Below are 20,842 nucleotides of genomic sequence, written 5' to 3'. Positions count from 1 at the left end.
GGGCGGACCGCGAGGTCCGTCCCGTTCACCCATTTGGCGGGCCAGCGTTTAGAGGACCTAAACCGGATGAGTGGTCTGTCCGGCCGTCGCGCCCCCGTGAACCGCCTGGTCGTCCTGGGTCGGTCGTCCTCTCGCCCCGCCGCGCCGCCGCGAGCCGGCGAGGTGTGGCTGGTCGGCGCCGGGCCCGGCGATCCCGAGCTGCTGACCGTCAAGGCCCTTCGCATCCTCCAGTCCGCCGACGTCGTGGTGCACGACCGTCTGACGCCGCCGGCCATCCTCGACCTCGCCCGGCCCGACGCGCGCCTGATCGACGTCGGCAAGCGCAAGTCGCGCCACACCCTGCCGCAGGAGGACATCAACCGCCTGCTGACCGCCCTGGCGCTGGACGGCCTCACCGTCGTCCGCCTCAAGGGGGGCGACCCCTTCATGTTCGGTCGCGGCGGCGAGGAGCTGGAAGCCTGCCGCGCCGCCGGAGCGGTCGCCCATGTGGTGCCTGGCGTCACCGCCAGCCTGGCCGCCGCAGCCGCCGCCGGAGCGCCGCTCACCCACCGGGGCCTGGCCCAGGCCGTCACCTTCGTCACCGGCCACGCCGCCTCGGGCGAGACGCCCGAGCTCGACTGGACCAGCCTGGCCCGGACCAACCAGACCGTCGTGGTCTATATGGGCCTTTCCACCGCGCCGGCCGTCGCCGGCAACCTGATGGCGGCGGGGCGGGCGGGGTCGACCCCGGTGCTGATCGTCGAGAACGCCAGCCTGCCCGGCGAGCGCCGCGTGGCCAGCACCCTGCTGGGGCTGGCCCAGGCCGTGGAGGGCCTGGACGGTCCGGCCATACTGATCATCGGCGAGACGGCGGCGTTGGCCGACGTCGCGCCGCCTGTCCGCGAACCCGCGGCCGTTCCGGCGGCGCTGGTCGGAGGCGTGCGGTGATGAAGGCCCTGACCGCCAACCGCCTGATCGACGGCGAAGTCGTGTTCTGGTCCCAGGGCCGCTGGGTCGAGCATTTCGGCGACGCCGAGCTGTTCGACGCCGAGGCCCCGGCCGAGGCGGCCGCGACCGGCGCCAAGGCTCAGCCGAACGTGGTGATCGACCCCTATCTGATCGACATCGAGCAGGGCGAGGCCGGGCCGGCGCCGATCAGCTATCGCGAGCGCCTGCGCGCGCTCGGACCGTCCAACACGCCCCAGCACGGCAAGCAGGCCGAGGGCGGGGCCGAGGTGGCCGCCATCCTGGCCGCCCACGGCGCGGCGCGCTCCAGCGGCCGCGTCAACCTGATCAAGCGCAAGTGAGGCCGGCGCCATGTACCAGTACGACGCCATAGACCGCGAATTCCTGACCGACCGGGCCAACGAGTTCCGCCACCAGGTCGCCCGCCGCCTGTCGGGCGAGCTGACCGAGGACCAGTTCAAGCCGCTGCGGCTGATGAACGGCCTCTATCTGCAACTGCACGCCTACATGCTGCGGGTGGCCATTCCCTACGGCACGCTCAACCCGCGCCAGCTACGCCGGCTGGCCTGGATCGCGCGCACCTACGACAAGGGCTACGGCCACTTCACCACCCGCACCAACCTGCAGTTCCACTGGATCAAGCTGAAGGACGCGCCGGACATCCTCGACGCCCTGGCCGAGGTCGACCTGCACGCCATCCAGACCAGCGGCAACTGCATCCGCAATACCACGGCCGACCCACGCGCCGGGGCCACGGCCGAGGAGATCGACGACCCGCGCGTGTGGGCCGAGGCGATCCGCCAGTGGTCGACCCTGCATCCGGAATTCTCGTTCCTGCCGCGCAAGTTCAAGATCGCCATCACGGCGGCGGCCAAGGACCGCACCGCGGCCAAGCTGCACGACATCGGCCTGATGCTGCGTCGTTCGCGCGACGGCGCGCTGGGCTTCGAGGTGATCGTCGGCGGCGGCATGGGCCGCACGCCCCACGTCGGCCCGACCATCAAGGAGCACCTGCCGGTCGGGCGGCTGCTGTCCTATCTGGAGGCGGTGCTGCGGGTCTATAACCGCCACGGCCGCCGCGACAACATCTACAAGGCCCGTATCAAGATCCTGGTCGCCGCCCTCGGCGCCGAGGAGTTCGGCCGTCAGGTCGAGGAGGAATGGGCCAAGATCGACGCGGCCCAGGTCGACCTGCCCGACGTCGAGCTGGCGCGCATCCGCGGCTTCTTCGCGCCGCCGGCCTTCGACGTGCTGCCGCGGGTCTCGGCCGCCTTCGAGGAGGCCAAGTCCAAGGACGCCGATTTCGCCCGCTTCGCGCGCAACAACGTCCAGCCGCACAAGCAGGCCGGCTACGCCATCGTCGATGTTTCGTTGAAGCGCCCCGGCGACACGCCCGGCGACGCCACCGCCGAGCAGATGGAGGTCGTCGCCGACCTGGCCGAGCGCTACGGCTTCGGCGACATCCGCATCACCCACGAGCAGAACCTGGTGCTGCCGCACATCAGGCTCGACGACCTGCCGGTGGTGCACGCCGCCCTGCAGGCGGCGGGGCTGGCCACGGCCAACATCAATCTGGTCAGCGACATCATCGCCTGCCCGGGGTTGGACTACTGCGCCCTGGCCAACGCCCGCGCCATCCCGATCGCCCAGTCGATCGCCGAGCGCTTCGCCGAGCCGGACCGCGCCGAGGCGGTGGGCGAGCTGAAGATCAAGATCAGCGGCTGCATCAACGCCTGCGGCCACCACCATGTCGGCCACATCGGCATCCTGGGCGTCGATAAGAAGGGCGAGGAGTTCTACCAGCTCACGCTCGGCGGCTCGGGCGCCGAGGACGCCGAGGTCGGCAAGATGCTCGGGCCGGCCCTGCCGGCCGGCCGCGTCGCCGAGGCGGTGGACCAATTGGTGGAGGTCTATCTGCGCGAACGCCAGGAAGGGGAGCGTTTCCTCGACACCTTCCGCCGCGCCGGCGTCGCCCCGTTCAAGGAGGCCGTCTATGCCGAAGCTGATTAAGCTGACCGGGCCGCGTGCGGCCGCCTGGGCCAACGACCGCTTCACCGTGGTCGCCGACGACCAGGCCCTTCCCGCCGGCGGGGTGATCCTGTCGCTGGCGCGCTTCCAGGCCGAGGGCGACGCCCTGCTGTCGGAGGGCCGCGAGGTCGGCGTCGTGCTGCAATCGGACGAGGCGGTCGAGGCCCTGGCCTATGACCTGCCGCGCCTGGCGGTGGTGGCGCTGGCCTTCCCCAAGTTCCGCGACGGTCGCGCCTTCACCTCGGCCCGCCTGCTGCGCGAGCGCCTCGGCTACGGCGGCGAGATCCGCGCCGTCGGCGACGTATTGCAGGAGCAGGCCCAGTTCATGGTCCGCTGCGGCTTCGACGCTTTCGAGCCCGCCGACGGATCGACGCCGGAGGCCTGGGTCAGGGCGGCGTTCCGCTTCCGCCACGTCTATCAGCGCTCGGCGGACGGCCGCCGGCCCGCCTTCGAGGAGCGGGCCCATGGCGTTTGAGGGCGTCGAGAGACTGAACTCGGCGGCGGCGCTCGACGCGCGACTGCGCGAGGCCGACCCGGCGACCATCCTGAAGGTGGCGGTCGAGAGCTTCGGCGACCGGCTGGCGCTGGTGTCGTCGTTCGGGGCCGAGTCGGCGGTGCTGCTGCACCTGGCGGCGCGGGTGAAGCCGGACATTCCCGTGCTGTTTCTCGACACCGGCATGCTGTTCGGCCAGACGCTCGACTATCGCAAGCAGCTGGCGGCCAGCTTGGGCCTGACCGACGTGCGTGACCTGCGGCCGCAATATCAGGACCTGGCCATCCACGATCCCGACGCCGACCTGTGGAAGTCGAACACCGACGCCTGCTGCCACATCCGCAAGGTGTTGCCGCTGGACCGGGCGCTGGAGGGCTTCGACGCCTGGATCACCGGGCGCAAGCGCTTCCATGGCGGCGACCGCCTGCGCCTGGCGGTGGTGGAGCAGGGCGAGGCGCACGTGAAGTTCAATCCCCTGGCCAACTGGGACAAGCCGTTGCTGGACGCCTATGCGGCCGAGCACGGCCTGCCGGCCCACCCCCTGGTCGAATTCGGCTATCCTTCGGTCGGCTGCTGGCCCTGCACCCAGGCCGTGGACGAGGGGGGCGACGTGCGCTCCGGCCGCTGGGCGGGTTCCGAAAAGACCGAATGCGGGATACATGTGAGCCGGGCCAAGCTGAAATCCGGCGATGTTGGCGGCGATATTTGATCGCTGCTGATTTTCATTCGCATATAGCCCTAACAATCCACAGACCCCGCACCTAGATCCTCGCCATGACCGACGCCTCCGCCGCCCTTGCCCCCGCGCCCGCCAAGGCCCGCGGCGCCTTCAATGTCGAACGCGTGACGTGGCTGCGCCACTGGACCGACAGCCTGTTCAGCCTGCGCACCACCCGCGATCCCGGTTTCCGTTTCCAGAGCGGACAGTTCGTGATGCTCGGCCTGGAGGTCGAGGGCAAGCCGCTGCTGCGGGCCTATTCCATCGCCAGCCCGGCCTGGCACGACGAGTTGGAATTCTACAGCATCAAGGTCGAGAACGGCCCGCTGACCTCGCGCCTCAAGGCGATCCAGGTCGGCGACGAGGTCCTGGTCGGCAGGAAGCCGACCGGCACCCTGGTGCTGGACGGCCTGAAGCCGGGGCGGACCCTCTATCTGATCGGCACGGGCACCGGCCTGGCGCCCTGGCTCAGCCTGGTGCGCGACCCTGAGGTCTATGAGCGTTTCGAACAGGTGGTGGTCACCCACACCGTGCGCGAGGTCGCCGACCTGAACTATCGCGAGTTCCTGTCCGAGGAATTGCCGAACGACCCCGATCTGGGCGAGCTGGTGGCCGGGCGGCTGCTCTACTATCCCACCGTGACGCGCGAGCCGTTCGTCACCAACGGCCGCATCACCGACCTGATCCAGTCGGGCAAGGTGTTCGCCGATCTGGGCCTGCCCGATCTCGACCCGGCCGCGGACCGGCTGATGCTGTGCGGCGGCCCGTCGGTGCTGGCCGACCTGAAGACCATCCTGCTTGCGCGCGGCTTCGAGGAGGGCTCGATCGCCAACCCCGGCGATTTCGTGCTGGAAAAGGCCTTCGTCGAGGCCTGAGCCTCAGCCGGCCGGCCGAAACGAAACCTGCTCAATCGAAAAAGCCCTCCCGAGAGCGTCGGGAGGACTTTTTTGTGCGTCCGCTTTCGCCCTGCGCCAAGCTGGGCGGGGGCGGGGAGAGGCGCCTATTTCGGGGGGCAGCCCTGGAAGGTGCCGATCTTGGCGGCGTTCAGCGCGCCGCTGGTGAGGCCGCGCTGGAAGAACTGCTGCATCGAGCCGGAGCCCTTGCCGGTGAACAGGTCGATGCGGTTGCCCTTGATCGCGCCGCCGATGTCGGTGGCGTACCACAGCCCGTCGTGCTTGCTGCCGTCGGGCAGGGCCATGCCGACCGTCTCCTTGATGAAGACGATGGTGCGGCGGGGGATGACGGTCGGATCGACGGCCAGGGTGCGCATCGGCGTCACCGAACAGCCCAGGGAGTCCAGGCTGCGAATGCCCTTGGCGCCGGCGTGGTACAGCGTCGCCTTGAGCACGAGGTCGGTGGATGGGAAACCGATGACCTTGCCGATCAGCTCGCCGAGCGGATCAGTGGAAGCCGGTTGTTCTGCTTGAGCGCCGCCTGAAAAACCGGCGGTAGCGATCGCCAGCGTGGCGAGGCATGCCAGGATACGCTTCACAGCGCCCCCCTGTTGTTCTCGTCTCGATGTGGGCAGGACTCCTAGCGGAGATGGATCGAGAATCCAACCCCCGAGGCGCCCGGAGGTCGAATCCGGTAGTAAGATGGCGGCGTTCCCCGCGGAGGATCGAACTGTGCTCAAGGTCTACGGCGACTCGATTTCGGGTAACTGTCTCAAGGTCAAATGGGTCGCCGAAAAGCTTGGCGCGCCTTACGATTGGGTCGAGACCGACGTGCTGGCCAAGGCCACCCGGACGCCCGATTTCCTGGCGCTGAACCCGGCCGGTCAGGTGCCCCTCGTCGTACTGCCGGACGGCCGGCCCCTGGCCCAGTCCAACGCCATCATCCTGCACCTCGCCGAGGGCTCGGACCTGATTCCAGGCGACTCGTTCGAGCGCGCCAAGATGTTCGAATGGCTGTTCTGGGAGCAGTACAGTCACGAGCCCTATGTGGCCGTGGCCCGCTTCCAGGTGCGCTATCTCGGCAAGGCCGTCTCCGAGCTGGAGCCGAGGGTGGTCGAGCGCGGCCGGGCCGCGTTGCAACGGCTGGAGGACGCGCTTAAGGAGACCGACTATCTGGCGGGCGGGCGGCTCAGCCTCGCCGACGTCGCCCTGGTCGCCTACACCCGCGTCGCCCATGAGGGCGGTTTCGATCTCGACGACTATCCGGCCGTCAAGGTCTGGGTCGGCCGGGTCGAGGCCGAACTGAACATCGCCTGACCGGCGTTCCGGAGCTTTGAGCATGATCTGCAAGGTTTTCGCCGCCGCCGGCGTCGTCGCCCTTCTTTCGGCCGGGCCGGCCCTGGCCTGGGGGCCGGAGGGCCACCGCCTCGTCGGCGCGCTCGGCGCGGCGGCGTTGCCGGCCGATGTCCCGGCCTTCCTGCGCACGCCCCAGGCGGCGGCCGACATCGGCGAATACGCGCGCGAGCCCGACCGCTCCAAGGGGGCGGGCAAGACCCACGACACCGGCCGCGACGCCGGCCACTTCGTCGATGTCGACGACGCCGGCAAGGTGATGGGCGGCCCCGACCTCATGGCCCTGCCGACGACGCGAGCGGACTACGAGACGGCTCTGCGCGCCGCCCAGGCCGACACCTACAAGGCCGGGTATCTGCCGTATTCGATCGTCGACGGCTGGCAGCAGCTGGCCAAGGACTTCGCTTACTGGCGGGTCGATTCCGTCGCCGCCAAGGCCGAGAAGGACCCGAAGAAGAAGGCCTGGTACGTCGCCGACCTGCGCCGCCGCGAGGAGCTTATCCGGGTCAATCTCGGCGTCTGGGCGCATTTCATCGGCGACGCCAGCCAGCCGCTGCACCTGACCATCCACTACAACGGCTGGGGCGAGGGGCCCAATCCCGAGGGCTTCACCACCGACCGCCGCACCCATTCGCGTTTCGAGGACGCCTTCGTCGGCCGCTTCGTCACCGCCGACATGGTCCGGGCCAAGATGACGCCCTATCAGGCCTGCTCCCAGCCGGTCGACGCCTGCACGGCCCGCTACCTGCAGACCACCTGGAAGACCGTGGTTCCCTTCTACCAGTTGGAGAAGGCCGGCGGGTTCAAGGACGGCGATCCGCGTGGCCAGGCCTTCGCGGCCGAGCGCCTGGCGGCCGGCGCCTCGGCGCTGCGCGACTTCGTGGTCGACGCCTGGAACGCCAGCGCCAAGGGAACGCTCGGCTACCCGCCCGTCAGCGTCGAGGACATGGTGGCCGGCAAGGTCGATCCCTGGGACGCCCTCTACGGCGTCAACTGACGATGGCCGGCGCGGCGCCCCTGCAGTTCGGGGTCGCGGAGGCGGGGCGCGCCTACGCGGACCGTCCCGCCGCCTTCGGCGTCGCCGAGCGGGACGGCCGCATCGCCCTGGTCCGCGTCAGCCGGGCGGGTGAGGCCAGCTATTACGACCTGCCCGGCGGCGCGATCGATCCCGGCGAGACCGAGATCGAGGCCCTGATCCGCGAGTTCGGCGAGGAGACCGGCCTTGTGGTCGAGGCCGGCGACTTGCTCAGCCGGGCCGACCAGTACATGGTCAAGACCGACGGCCAGGCGGTGAACAACCGCTCGGGCCTGTTCCTCGCCCGCGTCGTCGGGGAACGGCCGGGCCTGAAGATCGAGGACGACCACGAACTGGTCTGGATGGAGCCCGACGCCGCCCTTCGCCTCCTGCGCCACGACAGCCACGCCTGGGCGGTGGCCCGCCGGCTGCGCGGCGGCGGAGCCTGATGGCGGCTAGGACGCGGCGCGGCCGCGGGCGGCCAGATCGGCGATGGCCGGGCCGATCAGGCTCCAGGGCTCGACGAAATAGCGGGCGAACAGGCGGCGCGGCTCGGCGGCGAAGCGGAACAGCCACTCCAGGCCGACGCGCCCGCTCCAGCGCGGCGGGGTCGGCACGGCGCCGGCCTCGTAGTCGAACGCCGCGCCGATAGGAAAGACCACGCCGGAGTCCAGCCGATCGTAGGATGCGGCGATCCAGCGTTCCTGGCGGGGCATGCCCATGCCGACGAACACCACGTCTGGACGGAAGGCGTTGACGGTCTCGACCACCTCGGCGCAGACCGCCAGATCGTCCATGTCGAAGAAGCCGTCGCGGACCGCCAGCCGGACGCCTGGCCAGCGGTCGGCCAGGGCCTCGGCCCCCTTGGCCGCCACGCCGGGCGCGCCGCCCAGATAGAACACCCGCCAGCCCCGTTCGGCCGCCAGCCGCCAGAAGTCCTCGCGCCAGTCGAGATAGGTGCAGCGGTGCGCCCGTCCCACCGGCCGGCCCAGCAGGCGGCCCCACAGGATCAGCGGCGTCGAATCGATCTCGACGAGGTCGGCCGAGGCGTAGAAGGCGCGCATCGCTGCGTCGCGGCGGATCAGGTGCAGGCTGTGCAGGTTGTGGTTGGCGACCACCGCCTTGCGGCCGGCGGCGATCCGGTCGGCGGCGAAGGCCATCACCTCGCCCGGCGTGACCACGTCGACCTCGCCGCCGAGCAGCCGCAGGCGCGTCGGCGTCGAAGGGGGCGGGGCCGCCCCGGCGGCGCGAGACATCGGATCCGTCATGCGTTCACCATGCCGGAGCCCGCCTTAAGCCTGGATTGCGAGACAAGGTAAACGCTCCGCCGATATTTGTCCGGCTAGGAGATCGCCGTGAACATCTCTATGTCAGTTCCTGACGGCTGTCCGGCCGAAGCCGAGGGCAACCTCCGGCAAGCTGCGGCGTTGTCGGTTGACTTGTTCGAGTCTTGTGGACCTCTCTCCGGCATGGACATCCCCGCCGATTTCGCCATCGACGACGCCGACGGAACCCGGACAGCGGTGTTCACCGGGGACTGGACCGCCCATTGCCTGGGCGACGCCGCCGTGCGGCTGCGCGCCGCGCTGGCCGGCGCGCCGTCGGTCGCGCTCGACCTCAACGGCATCGGCCGTTGCGACACCTCCGGCGCCTATGGCGCGATCAGCGCCGCCGAGGGGCGGCCGTTGTCCCGGGCCAATGTCAGGGCCCGGCCCGAGACCGTCCGGCTGTTGCTGCTGGTCCACGAGGCGATGCAGTCCGAGCCGACCCCGGAGCCGCGCCGGCGGGGCGTGGTCGACATGCTCGAACGCATCGGCCGCGGCCTGTTCGGGGTCGGCCGGGACTTCGTCGGCACGCTGGCCTTCTACGGCCGGCTGCTAGTGGTCATCGGCAAGATGCTGGCCAATCCCCGGCGCATCCGTTGGGCGGCCTGCTTCAGCCTGGCCGAGCGCGCCGGCTTCGACGCCATACCGATCGTGTCGGTGACGGCCTTCTTCATCGGCGCGGTGGTCGCCCTGCTGGGCGCCAACATGCTCTCGCAGTTCGGCGCCCAGGTGTTCGTGGTCGAGCTGATCGGCATCGCCGTCCTGCGCGAGTTCAACATCATCATCACCGCCATCCTGCTGGCCGGCCGCTCGGCCTCCAGCTTCGCCGCCGAGATCGGCTCGATGAAGATGAGCCAGGAGGTCGACGCCATGGTGGTCATGGGCGTCGATCCGTTCGAGGCCCTGGTGCTGCCGCGCTTCCTGGCCCTGCTGTTCACCATTCCGCTGCTGACCTTCGTGGCGACCCTCGCCGGCCTGGTCGGCGGCCTGATCGTCACCTGGGGCGTCCTCGATCTCGGGCCGGCGTTCTTCCTCCAGCGCATCCTCGACAACGTCGGCGCCGTCCATTTCTGGATCGGCCTGTCCAAGGCCCCGGTCATGGCCGTGGTCATCGCCGCCATCGGCTGCCGCCAGGGCATGGAGGTCGGCGGCGACGTCGAATCCCTGGGCCGGCGGGTGACGGCCGCCGTGGTCCACGCGATCTTCTCGATCATCATGATCGATGCGGTGTTCGCCCTGATCTACATGGAGCTCAAGATATGAGCGGCGAACAGGGCGATAGGGGCGACGAGCGCCTGATCGACGAGGAGGCTCCGCCCATCGAGGTCAAGGGCCTGCTGTCGCAGTTCGGCGACCATGTCGTGCACAAGGACCTCGACCTGACCGTCCGCCGCGGCGAGGTTCTGGGCGTGGTCGGCGGATCGGGCACCGGCAAGTCTGTGCTGCTCAACACCATCATCGGCCTGAAGCGGCCCGAGGCCGGCAGCGTCAAGATCTTCGGGCGCGACCTGCGATCGGCCTCCAACGCCCAATGGAGCGCCATCGAGCGCCGCTGGGGCGTGCTGTTCCAGCGCGGCGCCCTGTTCTCGAACCTGACGGTCAAGCAGAACGTCGCCGCGCCGATGCGCGAGCACACCGACATGCCCCGGGCGATGATCGACGAACTGGCCGAGCTCAAGATCGCCCTGGCCGGCCTGCCCAAGTTCGCCGGCGCCTTGCAGCCGTCCGAGCTGTCGGGCGGGATGATCAAGCGGGCGAGCCTGGCGCGCGCCCTGGCGCTGGACCCGGAGCTGCTGTTCCTGGACGAGCCGACCTCGGGCCTCGACCCCATCGGCGCCGGGGCCTTCGACCAACTGATCGCCGACCTGTCCGAGAGCCTGGGCCTGACGGTGTTCATGATCACCCACGACCTCGACAGCCTCTATGCGATCACCGACCGCGTCGCCGTGCTGGCCGACAAGCAGGTGGTGGCGGTCGAGCCGGTCCGCGAGCTGGAACGCTCGGACCACCCGTGGATCAAAGAATATTTCGGCGGCCCTCGCGGCCGCGCCGCCGCGGCGGCGGAAAGCCCCACGACGCAAGCGCAGCGGAAAAATCCGCAAGGAGCGGCCTGATGGAAAGAAACGCCAACTACGCGCTGGTCGGGCTGGCGTCCCTGATCCTGTTCGCGGGCATGGTCGCCTTCGTCGTCTGGCTGGCCCGGGTGCAGTTCACGCGCGACTACGACATCTACGACATCGTCTTCGTCGGTCCGGTGCGGGGTCTGTCCGAGGGCGGCGAGGTGCACTTCAACGGCATCAAGGTCGGCGAGGTGACCAAGATCGCCCTGGACCACGCCGACCCGACGCGGGTCATCACCCGCGTGCGCATGACCTCGGACGTGCCGGTCAAGACCGACAGCTTCGCCACCCTGGAGCCCCAGGGCATCACCGGCGTCAACTACATCCAGATCACCGCCGGCAAGGCGACGACGAAGCTGCTCAACGACGTGACGCCCGAGGGCAAGATCCCGGTGATCCAGAGCCAGCGCAGCACCTTGCAGGACCTGCTGGAAGGCGGCGGCACCGTGTTGACCCGCACCGTCGAGGCCCTGGACCGGGTGAACCGCATCCTTTCGGACGGCAACATCAAGACGCTCAACGCCACCTTGCAGGACATCAGCGCCGTCACCGCGGAAGCGCGCCGCCAGAAGGCCATCATCGCCGACGCGGACCAGGCCCTGAAGTCGATCGACCAGGCGGCGACCAATATCGGCAAGCTGAGTGAATCCAGCCAGCAGCTGGTCAATGGCGACGGCAAGCGCGCCATGGCCCAGATCGCCGACGCCGCCGCCGAACTGAAGACCGCCGCCCAGGAGACGCGCGGCATGATCGACAAGCTGCAGGGGCCGACCTCGGACTTCGCCTCCACCGGCATCCCGCAGCTGCAGTCGGCCATCGTGACCTTGCAGGGGGCCGCCGAGTCCCTCGACCGGCTGGTCGGCGAGGTGGAGCAGAACCCGCGCGGCCTGGCCTCCAAGGCGCCGGCCAAGGAAATCGAGGTGAAGCCGTGAGCATCCGCAAGATCCTGCCCGTCGCCGCGTCGATCCTGGCCCTGGGCCTGGCCGGTTGCATCACGGTCTTCCCCAAGACCAAGCCGGCCCAGCTCTACCGGTTCGGCGGCGAGCCTTCCGCGGCGGCCAGGCCGGCGGCGGCGTCGACCCGGTTCACCGTGCTGCGCGGGCCGACCGGCTTCACCCGCGCGGCGGCCACCGACCGCATCCTGACCGTCAACCGGCAGCAGGCCGCCTATATCGCCGAGGCCCGCTGGCTCGCGCCGGCCGCCACCCTGTTCGACGAGGCCCTGCAACGGGCGTTCGACGCCTCCGACGGCCCCGCGCGGCTGGTGCAGCGCACCGACGTCACCCGCGCCGACTATGTGATCCGCCTCGACGTGCGGACCTTCGAGGCGCGTTACGACGAGGCCGGCAAGGGCGCGCCGACGGTGGTGGTGCAGGTGCGCGCGGTGATGGCGCGGCCGAGCGACCGGGCGCTGCTGGGCGACAAGGTGTTCGAGGGGCGCAGCAGGGCGGCCGACAACCGCGTCGGGGCCATCGTGCCGGCCTATGACGCGGCCGTGGGCGATGTGCTGGGCCAGATCGTCGCCTGGACCGACCAGACCGGCGCCGCCAGCCTGGCTCCCCGAGGGAGCGCCGGCGGCGGCCAGTGACGAGGAGAGGCGTCAGGCGTTCTGGAGCCCGAACAGGCCTTTCAGATAGGGATTGAGCAGCCGTCCGTCCGGGTCCAGGCGTCGCCGCAGGTCGAGGAAATCGTCCCAGCGCGGATAGAGCGCCTGGAGCTGCTGGCCGTGCAGGCTGTGCAGCTTGCCCCAGTGGGGGCGGCCGTCATGGCGGCGGAAGATCGGCTCGATCAGCTCGAACAGGAAGGCGTAGTCGTCGCGATAATAGGCGTGCACCGCCACCGAGCCGCGCGGCCCGGCGTTGAACGGCGACAGCCACGCGTCGTCGGGCGCGATGCGCCGCACCTCGATGGGGAAGAACACGTCCGGCCGCTTGGCCTCGATGGCCGCCACCACCTCCTTGAGCGCGGCGAGCTGGGCGTCGACCGGCAGGTGGAACTCCATCTCGTTGAACCGCATGGGCCGCTCGGTCGACAGCAGCTTCCAGCCCTCGTCGACGGCTTCCTCCGGCTGGGCGGCGGCCGACAGCAGGGTCTTGGCCGCCGCCTTGCGCAACGGCGTCGAAAAGCCGAGCAGGTTGCGCATGGCCCGGAGCATGTTGAGGAAATCGGTGTCGGTGTCCGGGCCGCGCGGGATCGCCGGCGCGTCGGTCTCGTCATGGGTGATGTTGGCGGCCAGGCCCGTGAACGGCACGGCGTAGAATTCGTAGTTGCGGTGCCGGGCCCAGCGTTCCTCGGCCTTGGCCAGGGTCTCCTCGAAGGGCTCGGCGAACACGCGGCGATGCAGGCGGCGATTGGCCGTGGTGCGCAGGCGGGCCTGGGTGATGACGCCGAGAGCGCCCAGCGAAACGCGGGCCGCGTCGAAGATGTCGCGGTTCTTGTCGGCGTCGCATTCGAGGATTTCGCCGCTGGTCGTCGCCAGCCTCAGCGCGGTGACGTCGGCGTGGATCGCGACCAGGGTCTTGCCCGTGCCGTGGGTGGCGGTGCTGAGCGCGCCGCCCAGCGACTGCTTGTTGATGTCGGGCAGGTTGGCCATCGCCCGGCCCTTGGCCGCCAGGGCCGGGCCGAGCTGGCCCAGGCGGGTGCCGCACCAGACCACGGCCTGGTCCTCGCCCTCCCAGCCGGCGATCCCTGCGAGGCCGTCCAGCGACATCAGGCTGCCGGCGGTCGGCACCAGGGCGGTGAAGGAGTGGCCGGCTCCCACCGCCCGGATCGGGCCGGGGGCGGTCTTCAGCGCCTGGGCGACCTCGTCTTCGGACTTCGGCGCCAGCCGCGCCTGCGGATAGCTGTGCTGGATGCCCGACCAGTTGCGCCAAAGAAGCCGGCCCTGATTGTCGGTCGAGGGCGGGGCGGCCGGCTCGGGTTTGTCGTGCTTGGCCACGGCGACCGCGCCGGCGCCGGCGCCAACTACGGCGACGGTCGCTCCGCCGGCGATCAGGGCTCCGCGACGCGAGATCATCGGCCGTCTCCTTCGCGGTCGGCCAGGAAGCGGATCAGCCGCTTGAGGTCGTCGGGCGCGCAGCTGGCGCATTGGCCCAGGGCCGGCATGGCCTGATAGCCCTGGACGACGTGGTCGAGCAGCACCGGTTCGCCCTGTCTCCAGCGCGGGTCCCAGGCGGCGTGGTCGTGGACCAGCGGCGCGCCGGTGTCGGCCTGGGCGTGGCAGGCCTTGCAAGAGGCGTCGTAGAGCTGGGCCAGCCGCGCGTCGGCGGGGCGCAGGGCGGCGGCCTCGGCCGGCGTCGGCGGCTTCTTGGGACCACAGGCGGCCAGGCCCAGGCCCGCCGCGGCGATGATCAGCAGACGACTCACGCCGTTCCTCCCCGGTCTTTCGCGTTTTCGGCACTGTAGCGAAAACGTCCAGGCAGGAAAGAGATAGCTAGGACTACCTTACGGCGTCCGACCGGTCAGGCCAGGCCGCTCCGCCGCTTGGCGGCGGTCAGGGTGTTCTGCAACAGGCAGGCGATGGTCATCGGCCCGACGCCGCCGGGGACGGGGGTGATCCACCCGGCGACCGCCTTGGCCTCGTCGAAGGCCACGTCGCCGACCAGCCGCGTCTTGCCGGCGGCGGCGGCCTGCGGGTCGCGGGCGGGGAAGCGGGTGATGCCGACATCGATCACCGCCGCGCCCGGCTTGATCCAGTCGCCCTTGACCATCTCGGCGCGTCCGACGGCGGCGACGACGATGTCCGCCTGGCGGCAGATGGCCGGCAGGTCGCGGCTGCGCGAATGGGCGATGGTGACCGTGCAGTCGGCCTGCAGCAGCAGTTGCGCCATCGGCTTGCCCATCAGGTTCGAGCGGCCGATGACCACGGCGTTCTTGCCCGTCAGGTCGCCCAGGGCGTCGCGCAGCAGCATCATGCAGCCCAGCGGCGTGCAGGAGGTCAGTCCGGGCAGGCCCGAGGCGAGGCGGCCGGCGCTGATCACGCTCAGGCCGTCGACGTCCTTGTCCGGGTCGAGGGCGGCGATCACCACCGCCGGGTCGAGGTGGGCGGGCAGGGGCAGCTGCACCAGCACGCCGTGGATCGCCGGGTCGGCGTTGAGCTGTTCGACCAGGGCGATCAGGTCCTCCTGCCGGGTGTCGGCGGCCAGGCGGTGGGTGACCGAATGCATGCCGACGGCCAGGGTCTGCTCGCCTTTGTTGCGCACATAGACCTGGCTGGCCGGGTCGTCGCCGACCAGCACCACCGCCAGGCCGGGGGTCAGGCCGTGCTCGGCCTGGAGGCTCGCCACCTCTTCGGCGATGCGCGCGCGCAGGCCGTCGGCGAAGGCCTTGCCGTCGATGATGCGTGCTTCGGCCATGGCGGGGCTCCGGATGCTGCGGGATGTCGGCGCTCCCTAAGCGGTTCCGGCGCGCCAGCGCAAGCCCGCCGATCGGTTTGCCTTTCCAGACCGGCCGTTCGGGCAGGCCGTCGCGCCGCCTTCATAATTGAAATTGATTCTGAGAATGAATTGCAATAACTCCTCGCCATCTTGGATTCTCATTTGGGGGTGGCGATGCGTCGCGTGCTGATGTTGACGGTTCCGGTCTGGGTTCTGGGGTTCGCGGCGGCCCACGCCGACGAGGCGACGCCGGTCGAGCCGGTGACGGTGACCGCGACCCGGACCGCCAAGCCGGTCGATCAGGCGCCGGCCACGGTGAGCGTCATCTCCAGCCAGCAGATCGACGACCAGCTGGTCAACGACATCAAGGATCTGGTCCGCTACGAGCCGGGGGTGGCCGTCCGCCGCAGCCCGGCCCGCTTCACCGCCGCCGGCTCGTCCACCGGCCGCGACGGCGACAGCGGTTTCAACATCCGCGGCCTGGAAGGCGACCGGGTGCTGATCCAGATCGACGGCGTGCGCATCCCCGACGCCTACAGCTTCGGTCCGCAATCGGTCGGCCGGGGCGACTACGCCGACCTGGGCCTGCTGAAGTCGGTGGAGATCCTGCGCGGCCCGGCCTCGGCCCTGTACGGCGGCGACGGCCTGGCCGGGGCGGTCAGCTACGTCACCAAGGACCCGGAGGACTTCCTCAAGCCAGGGCAGGTCTGGGGCGGCCAGGCCCGCGTCGGCTACGCCTCGCAGAACGACAGCTGGAGCGAAGGGGCGACCGTCGCCGGCCGCGACGGCCCCTGGGGCGTGATGCTGGCCTATACCCGCCGCGACGGCCACGAGCTCGACAACAAGGGCTCGAACGGCGTCGCCAATGTCGACCGCACCACGCCCAATCCTCAGGATTCCGGCTCGAACGCGGCCCTGGCCAAGCTGGTCTACGCGCCGTCGGACACGCATCGCGTCCGCCTGACATGGGACCACCTGGACAGCCAGCTCGACACCAACGTGCTCAGCGCCATCGCCAAGCCGCCGCTGACGGCGACCAGCGCCGTCGGCCTGCGGGCGCAGGACGACATCAAACGCGACCGCCTCAGCCTCGACTACCGCTACAAGGGCGACGGCGGCCCGATCTCGGCCGGCTACCTGGTCGGCTATTTCCAGACCAGCCGCACCGAGCAGTTCTCCTTCGAGACCCGCAACACGGCCCTGGCCCGCACGCGGCTGAACACCTTCGACAACCGTGTCTACGGCCTGTCGGGACAGCTGGAGAGCCGTCTGACCACCGGCGCCGTCGAGCATCACTTCGTCTATGGCGGCGACGTCTCGCTGACCCGCCAGACCGGCGTGCGCGACGGCACGGTCCCGTCGATGGGCGACAGCTTCCCGACGCGGGCCTTCCCGGTCACCGACTACGTGCTGGCAGGCCTGTTCGTGCAGGACGAGATCGGCCTGATGGGCGGGCGGCTGAACCTCTATCCGGCGCTGCGCTACGACTATTACGACCTCGACCCCAAGGCCGACCCGCTGTTCACCACCTTCACGCCGCGCGCCCAGAGCGACGGGCGGCTGACGCCGAGGCTGGCGGCGGTGTTCCAGGCGACGCCGAACATCGGCCTGTTCGCCAACTACGCCCAGGGCTTCAAGTCGCCCGAGCCGTCCCAGGTCAACAACGGCTTCTCCAACCCGATCATCAACTACCGCTCGGTTCCCAATCCCGACCTCAAGCCTGAGACCAGCCAGACGTTGGAGGCGGGCGCCCGCTTCAAGGGGCGGCGGTGGTCGGCGAGCGTGACCGGTTTCGCCGGCTGGTACGACGACTTCATCGAGCAGGTGCAGGTGTCGGGCTCGTTCACCCCGACCGACCCGGCGCTGTTCAAATACGTCAATCTGGGCGAGGTGCGGATCACCGGCGTCGAGGCCAAGGCCGAGGCGGAGCTCGGCCACGGGCTGACCGGGCGCCTGGCCGCCTCCTACGCCCGGGGAACCCAGAAGTCGGACGGCGTCTCGACGCCCCTGGCCAGCATCGAGCCGTTCAAGCTGGTCGCCGGCCTGGGCTGGCGCGAGCCGGCGGGACGTTTCGGCGGCCAGCTCAGCGCCACCTATTCGGACGGCAAGAGCCGGTCGCGGACCGGCGGAACCTGCGCGCCGAACTGTTTCACCCCGCCCAGCTTCACGGTGGTCGACCTGACCGGCTGGTGGAGCCTCGGCGACCGCGCCGTGCTGCGCGCCGGCGTCTTCAACCTGTTCGACCAGAAATACTGGTGGTGGAGCGACGTGCGCGGGCTCTCGACCGCCTCGACCGTGACCGACGCCTACACCCAGCCCGGCCGCAACGCCGGCGCCTCGCTCACCGTGCGCTTCTGATCCGCCGCCATGCACGCCGACAAGGACGACAAGACCATGATCCAAGTTCTCGCCCAGGCCGCGCTCGCCGGCGGCCTGCTCCTCGCCGCCGCGACCGCCGCCCAGGCCGCGCCGGCCCAGGGCGGGCCCGGCCAGGCGGCGCCCGCCGCCGCGACGGCGCCCAGCGCCCGCTACGAGCGCGACCGCCAGGCGATCCTGGCCATGGCCGGGACATACAAGGTGCGGTTCGATTTCCGCGAGACCGCCGCCTTCACCCCCGGCTACCAGCCCATCCCCGCCAAGATCAGCGGCGGCCACGAGGTGGTCCGCGTCATCGAGGACCGCCCGGGCCTCATCCGCCTGCAGCACCTGCTGGTGGTCGAGGACCACGACGGCAAGCCCGCCGTGGTCAAGCACTGGCGTCAGGACTGGGTCTACGAGCCGCAGTCGGTGCTGACCTATGGCGGCAAGGGGCGCTGGGGGCTGACCGCCGTGGCGGCCGCCGAGCGGTCCGGCGCATGGTCCCAGACCGTCTGGCAGACCGACGATTCGCCGCGCTACGGCGGGGTCGGGCGCTGGGTCTATGACGACGGCGTGGCGCGCTGGACCAGCAACGAGACCTGGCGCCCCCTGGCCCGGCGCGACGCGGTCCGCCATCCGGTCTATGACCGCTATGTCGGGACCAACCGGCACGCCCTGACCCCGACGGGGTGGGTGCACGAACAGGACAACGCCAAGATCGGGACCAAGGACGGGGCCAGCGTCACCTTCGTGCACGAGGCGGTGCTCAACACCTACCAGCGCGCAGACGATTTCCCGGTCGCCGCCGCCGACGCCTACTGGGCCAGGACCAAGGACTATTGGGCCGAGGTCCGCGCGGCCTGGGACGAGGCGATCCGGCGCGGCGGCGGGGTTTCGGTGACCGAGGAGGCCGAAAGCGGATCGGTGCTGGCGCCCAAGCTGATGGGGATGGCCGACGACATCGCCGCCGGCAAGGCCGAGGTCGCCGCCTCAGTCGCCGAAGCCCGCAAGCTGATCGCCGCGGCGCGATAGGGGCGCGTCCGCCTCGCGAGGGGCTTGCCTTCGGCGGCGAGGCCGATCAGCCTTTCCTCAAAGCGGCCAGTAAGTCCGCAGGCGAGGAAACCCGATGTCGAATATCGCCGACGCCGAGCTGGAGGCCTGGCGGCCGCCCAGGCTGGCCAGCGCCGCGGCCCTGTTCATGGGGGTGGCCGCCCTGCTCGGGGCGGGGGTGCAGCCGATCCTGTTCGGGGCGATGTCGGACGCCCATCGCATCAGCGCCGCCCAGATCGGCGAGGCGGCGATGCTCGAGCTGTTCGTCATGGGCGTGGCGGCGGCCGGGGCCGGGGCCCTGTTCAAGCCGCACCACATGCGCCTGTTCGGCGTCGCGGCCGCCCTGGCGCTGGCGGCGGCGAACCTGGCCACCATGCACGCCGCCGGCGCGGCCATCCTGCTGATCCGGGGGCTGGCCGGCCTGCCGTCGGGCGTCCTTCTGTGGATCACCATCAGCCTGATCGGCCGGCAGGCCTCGCCGGAACGCTGGGCCGGCGTGTTCTTCACGGTCCTGACGGTGCTGCAGCTGACCGTGGCGGTGATCATGGCCAAGCTGATCGCGCCGCGCCTGGGCGTCGAGGGCGGCTTCGGCTTCCTGGCGGCGGGCGCGGGCCTGGCCGCCCTGATCGCGCTCTTGGTTCCGCACCGCTATCCGCCGCTGGCCCACGAAGGCGGCGTCGAGGGCCTGCCGCCGCCGCGCGGCTGGATCGCGCTGCTGGCCACGCTGATCTACACCGGAGCGGGGGTTGCGGTGTGGGTGTACATGGCCTCGCTCGCGCACCAGTCGGGCCTGGGGCCAGAGGTGATCGCCATCGCCGCGCCGGCCTCGCTGGGCGTGCAGATCCTGGGGGCGGCCGCCGCCACCCTGGTCGCCGAACGCATCACCTATGTCGCGGCCTTCGTGGTCTCGGGCCTCGTGTGCCTGGGGGCCTACGCCGTCCTGGCCATGGAGCCGTCGGCGGCGGTGTTCGTCGCCTGCGTCGCCGCGACCGGCTTCGTCGGCATGTTCGTCTCGCCCTATCTGGTGCCGCTGGCCATCGAGGCCGACCCCAGCCGGCGCGCGGCCATGCTCAGCGGCGGGGCCCAACTGCTCGGCTCGTCGCTTGGCCCGCTGGCGGCTTCGTTCGTGGTCAACGACCGCGACGCCCACGGCGCCCTGGGCATGGCCGCGACCTGGATCGTGGTCGGGGTGGCGATCATCGTCGGCCTGCACGCCACGCGGCTGCGCCGCGCGCCTTCGCCGGCGTAATCAGATCGATCGTGGGAAGAAGGATGGTGGACGCGGCAGGGATTGAACCTGCGACCCTTCGCGTGTGAAGCGAATGCTCTCCCGCTGAGCTACGCGTCCGCCGGGGAAGGCCGGTGGGCCTCGGGAGGCGACGCCTATAGCCCGACCGCCTGCGCGGAGCAAGGGGCGATGAGCGCCTCGATCGCATCGACCAGTTCGGCGTAGTCGTCGATCAGGACGTCGGCCCCCAGGTCGATCGGCGGAATCTCGGTGTAGCCGAAACTGACCAGCACCGACGGCACGCCGGCCGCCCTGGCGGCGTCGACGTCGGCGGCGCTGTCGCCGACCATGATCGCCCGCTCGGCCGATCCGCCCGCGGCCTCGACCGCGGCGATGACATGCCGCCGGTCCGGCTTGGGCGCGGGGGCGGCGTCGGCCCCGACGACGACGGCGAATCGCTTCTTGAGACCCAGGGCGTCCAGCAGCGCCGCCGACAGGTCCGTGCGCTTGTTGGTGCAGACGCAGAGCCTGGCGCCCTCCGCCGCCAGGGCGTCGAGGGCGGCCTCGACGCCGGGAAAGGGCCGGCTGTCGCGGGCGATGCGTTCGCGATAGAGCGCGATGAAGGTCTCGGTCAGGCGTCCGGCGCGCGCCTCGTCGAGCGGCGCGTCCTCGGCCGCGAAGCCCCGTTCCAGCAGCCCGCGCGCGCCGCGTCCGATCATCAGCCGGGCGGCTTCGTAGGGCAGGGGGGCGAGACCTTCGCCGGTCAGGACGATGTTGAGCACATCGACCAGGTCGGGGGCGGTGTCGACCAGGGTGCCGTCGAGGTCGAAGGCGACGGTGAGGCCGTCGAATCGGCGGGGAGCGGGGCGGTCGGTGTTTGAGGTCACGGCGATCTCCGGTCGAATCCCGCTGCCGTTTCCGCTAAATCCCGCGCAAGCGC

22 protein-coding genes and 1 tRNA gene are annotated in these 20,842 nt (G+C 70.6%); 16 read left to right on the top strand and 7 right to left on the bottom strand.

The genetic code is table 11. The features are described from left to right. Positions 1 to 66 precede the first annotated feature (66 nt). The 6 genes from cobA (at position 67) to C5708_RS02965 (ending at position 5,059) form a co-directional block, all read left to right on the top strand. On the top strand, positions 67 to 927 hold the full coding sequence (gene cobA, locus C5708_RS02990; RefSeq protein ID WP_242917674.1) for a uroporphyrinogen-III C-methyltransferase: 861 nt from the start codon (positions 67 to 69) through the stop codon (positions 925 to 927). Continuing rightward, positions 927 to 1,286: a DUF2849 domain-containing protein gene (locus C5708_RS02985; protein ID WP_242917672.1), complete on the top strand. Its 360-nt coding sequence runs from the start codon at positions 927 to 929 to the stop codon at positions 1,284 to 1,286. The genes cobA and C5708_RS02985 overlap by 1 nt, the downstream gene beginning before the upstream one ends. A 10-nt stretch (positions 1,287 to 1,296) precedes the next feature. Further along, complete coding sequence (locus tag C5708_RS02980; protein ID WP_242917670.1) at positions 1,297 to 2,955, top strand: nitrite/sulfite reductase; 1,659 nt, start codon at positions 1,297 to 1,299, stop codon at positions 2,953 to 2,955. Beyond that, a complete protein-coding gene (locus C5708_RS02975; RefSeq protein ID WP_242917668.1) occupies positions 2,939 to 3,448 on the top strand; it encodes a DUF934 domain-containing protein in 510 nt (169 codons plus the stop codon). Before C5708_RS02980 ends, C5708_RS02975 begins: the two co-directional genes overlap by 17 nt. Further along, positions 3,438 to 4,175 (top strand): phosphoadenylyl-sulfate reductase, encoded by a 738-nt coding sequence (locus C5708_RS02970; protein ID WP_242917666.1) that lies wholly within the window; start codon positions 3,438 to 3,440, stop codon positions 4,173 to 4,175. Before C5708_RS02975 ends, C5708_RS02970 begins: the two co-directional genes overlap by 11 nt. A gap of 65 nt (positions 4,176 to 4,240) precedes the next feature. Then, complete coding sequence (locus tag C5708_RS02965; protein ID WP_242917664.1) at positions 4,241 to 5,059, top strand: ferredoxin--NADP reductase; 819 nt, start codon at positions 4,241 to 4,243, stop codon at positions 5,057 to 5,059. 125 nt (positions 5,060 to 5,184) lie between these two features. On the opposite strand, the gene C5708_RS02960 is transcribed toward C5708_RS02965, so the two are convergent. After that, positions 5,185 to 5,676: a 3D domain-containing protein gene (locus C5708_RS02960; RefSeq protein WP_242917662.1), complete on the bottom strand. Its 492-nt coding sequence runs from the start codon at positions 5,674 to 5,676 to the stop codon at positions 5,185 to 5,187. 133 nt (positions 5,677 to 5,809) lie between these two features. Here C5708_RS02960 and C5708_RS02955 point away from each other — a divergent pair, with 133 nt between their 5' ends. From C5708_RS02955 to C5708_RS02945, 3 genes are read left to right on the top strand one after another with little or no spacing between them, the layout of a single operon-like run. After that, on the top strand, positions 5,810 to 6,394 hold the full coding sequence (locus C5708_RS02955) for a glutathione S-transferase family protein (protein ID WP_242917660.1): 585 nt from the start codon (positions 5,810 to 5,812) through the stop codon (positions 6,392 to 6,394). Between the two features lie 22 nt (positions 6,395 to 6,416). Next, complete coding sequence (locus C5708_RS02950) at positions 6,417 to 7,427, top strand: S1/P1 Nuclease (RefSeq protein ID WP_242917659.1); 1,011 nt, start codon at positions 6,417 to 6,419, stop codon at positions 7,425 to 7,427. A 2-nt stretch (positions 7,428 to 7,429) separates the two neighbouring features. Beyond that, the gene (locus C5708_RS02945; RefSeq protein ID WP_242917657.1) at positions 7,430 to 7,894 is read left to right on the top strand and encodes an NUDIX domain-containing protein; all 465 of its coding nucleotides are present in this window, start codon (positions 7,430 to 7,432) and stop codon (positions 7,892 to 7,894) included. Between the two features lie 6 nt (positions 7,895 to 7,900). Here the strand turns inward: C5708_RS02945 and C5708_RS02940 are convergent, their stop codons facing one another. Further along, positions 7,901 to 8,701 carry a WecB/TagA/CpsF family glycosyltransferase gene (locus tag C5708_RS02940; protein ID WP_242917655.1) on the bottom strand — a complete coding sequence of 267 codons (801 nt, stop codon included), beginning with the start codon at positions 8,699 to 8,701 and terminating at the stop codon, positions 7,901 to 7,903. Between the two features lie 213 nt (positions 8,702 to 8,914). Here C5708_RS02940 and C5708_RS02935 point away from each other — a divergent pair, with 213 nt between their 5' ends. The 4 genes from C5708_RS02935 to C5708_RS02920 are packed head-to-tail and all read left to right on the top strand — an operon-like array spanning position 8,915 to position 12,478. Continuing rightward, positions 8,915 to 10,033: an ABC transporter permease gene (locus tag C5708_RS02935; RefSeq protein ID WP_242917653.1), complete on the top strand. Its 1,119-nt coding sequence runs from the start codon at positions 8,915 to 8,917 to the stop codon at positions 10,031 to 10,033. Next, positions 10,030 to 10,884, top strand: a complete 855-nt coding sequence (locus C5708_RS02930) for an ABC transporter ATP-binding protein (RefSeq protein WP_242917651.1) — start codon at positions 10,030 to 10,032, stop codon at positions 10,882 to 10,884. Before C5708_RS02935 ends, C5708_RS02930 begins: the two co-directional genes overlap by 4 nt. Further along, positions 10,884 to 11,822 carry an MlaD family protein gene (locus C5708_RS02925; protein ID WP_242917649.1) on the top strand — a complete coding sequence of 313 codons (939 nt, stop codon included), beginning with the start codon at positions 10,884 to 10,886 and terminating at the stop codon, positions 11,820 to 11,822. Before C5708_RS02930 ends, C5708_RS02925 begins: the two co-directional genes overlap by 1 nt. After that, positions 11,819 to 12,478 (top strand): ABC-type transport auxiliary lipoprotein family protein, encoded by a 660-nt coding sequence (locus C5708_RS02920; protein ID WP_242917647.1) that lies wholly within the window; start codon positions 11,819 to 11,821, stop codon positions 12,476 to 12,478. The genes C5708_RS02925 and C5708_RS02920 overlap by 4 nt, the downstream gene beginning before the upstream one ends. A 12-nt stretch (positions 12,479 to 12,490) precedes the next feature. Here the strand turns inward: C5708_RS02920 and C5708_RS02915 are convergent, their stop codons facing one another. From C5708_RS02915 to folD, 3 genes are all read right to left on the bottom strand, one after another. Beyond that, positions 12,491 to 13,906, bottom strand: coding sequence for a D-arabinono-1,4-lactone oxidase (locus tag C5708_RS02915; RefSeq protein ID WP_242917645.1), 1,416 nt, complete (start codon positions 13,904 to 13,906; stop codon positions 12,491 to 12,493). Then, positions 13,903 to 14,256 (bottom strand): c-type cytochrome, encoded by a 354-nt coding sequence (locus C5708_RS02910; RefSeq protein ID WP_242917643.1) that lies wholly within the window; start codon positions 14,254 to 14,256, stop codon positions 13,903 to 13,905. The genes C5708_RS02915 and C5708_RS02910 overlap by 4 nt, the downstream gene beginning before the upstream one ends. 95 nt (positions 14,257 to 14,351) lie before the next feature. After that, on the bottom strand, positions 14,352 to 15,245 hold the full coding sequence (gene folD, locus C5708_RS02905) for a bifunctional methylenetetrahydrofolate dehydrogenase/methenyltetrahydrofolate cyclohydrolase FolD (RefSeq protein ID WP_242917641.1): 894 nt from the start codon (positions 15,243 to 15,245) through the stop codon (positions 14,352 to 14,354). Between the two features lie 195 nt (positions 15,246 to 15,440). Here folD and C5708_RS02900 point away from each other — a divergent pair, with 195 nt between their 5' ends. The 3 genes from C5708_RS02900 (at position 15,441) to C5708_RS02890 (ending at position 19,923) form a co-directional block, all read left to right on the top strand. After that, positions 15,441 to 17,624 (top strand): TonB-dependent hemoglobin/transferrin/lactoferrin family receptor, encoded by a 2,184-nt coding sequence (locus C5708_RS02900; protein WP_242917639.1) that lies wholly within the window; start codon positions 15,441 to 15,443, stop codon positions 17,622 to 17,624. Positions 17,625 to 17,633: 9 nt separating this feature from the next. Then, on the top strand, positions 17,634 to 18,656 hold the full coding sequence (locus C5708_RS02895) for a DUF6607 family protein (protein ID WP_242917637.1): 1,023 nt from the start codon (positions 17,634 to 17,636) through the stop codon (positions 18,654 to 18,656). A 94-nt stretch (positions 18,657 to 18,750) separates the two neighbouring features. After that, on the top strand, positions 18,751 to 19,923 hold the full coding sequence (locus C5708_RS02890; protein ID WP_242917635.1) for an MFS transporter: 1,173 nt from the start codon (positions 18,751 to 18,753) through the stop codon (positions 19,921 to 19,923). Between the two features lie 24 nt (positions 19,924 to 19,947). On the opposite strand, the gene C5708_RS02885 is transcribed toward C5708_RS02890, so the two are convergent. After that, positions 19,948 to 20,022 (bottom strand) — tRNA-Val (locus C5708_RS02885). Positions 20,023 to 20,057: 35 nt separating this feature from the next. After that, positions 20,058 to 20,789, bottom strand: coding sequence for a phosphoglycolate phosphatase (gene gph / locus C5708_RS02880; protein ID WP_242917633.1), 732 nt, complete (start codon positions 20,787 to 20,789; stop codon positions 20,058 to 20,060). Positions 20,790 to 20,842: the final 53 nt, after the last annotated feature.

The organism is Caulobacter sp. CCUG 60055, assembly GCF_022750545.1.
In the GTDB taxonomy this organism is placed as follows: Bacteria; Pseudomonadota; Alphaproteobacteria; order Caulobacterales; family Caulobacteraceae; genus PUIC01.
This window is presented reverse-complemented; position numbering and strand designations above follow the sequence as displayed.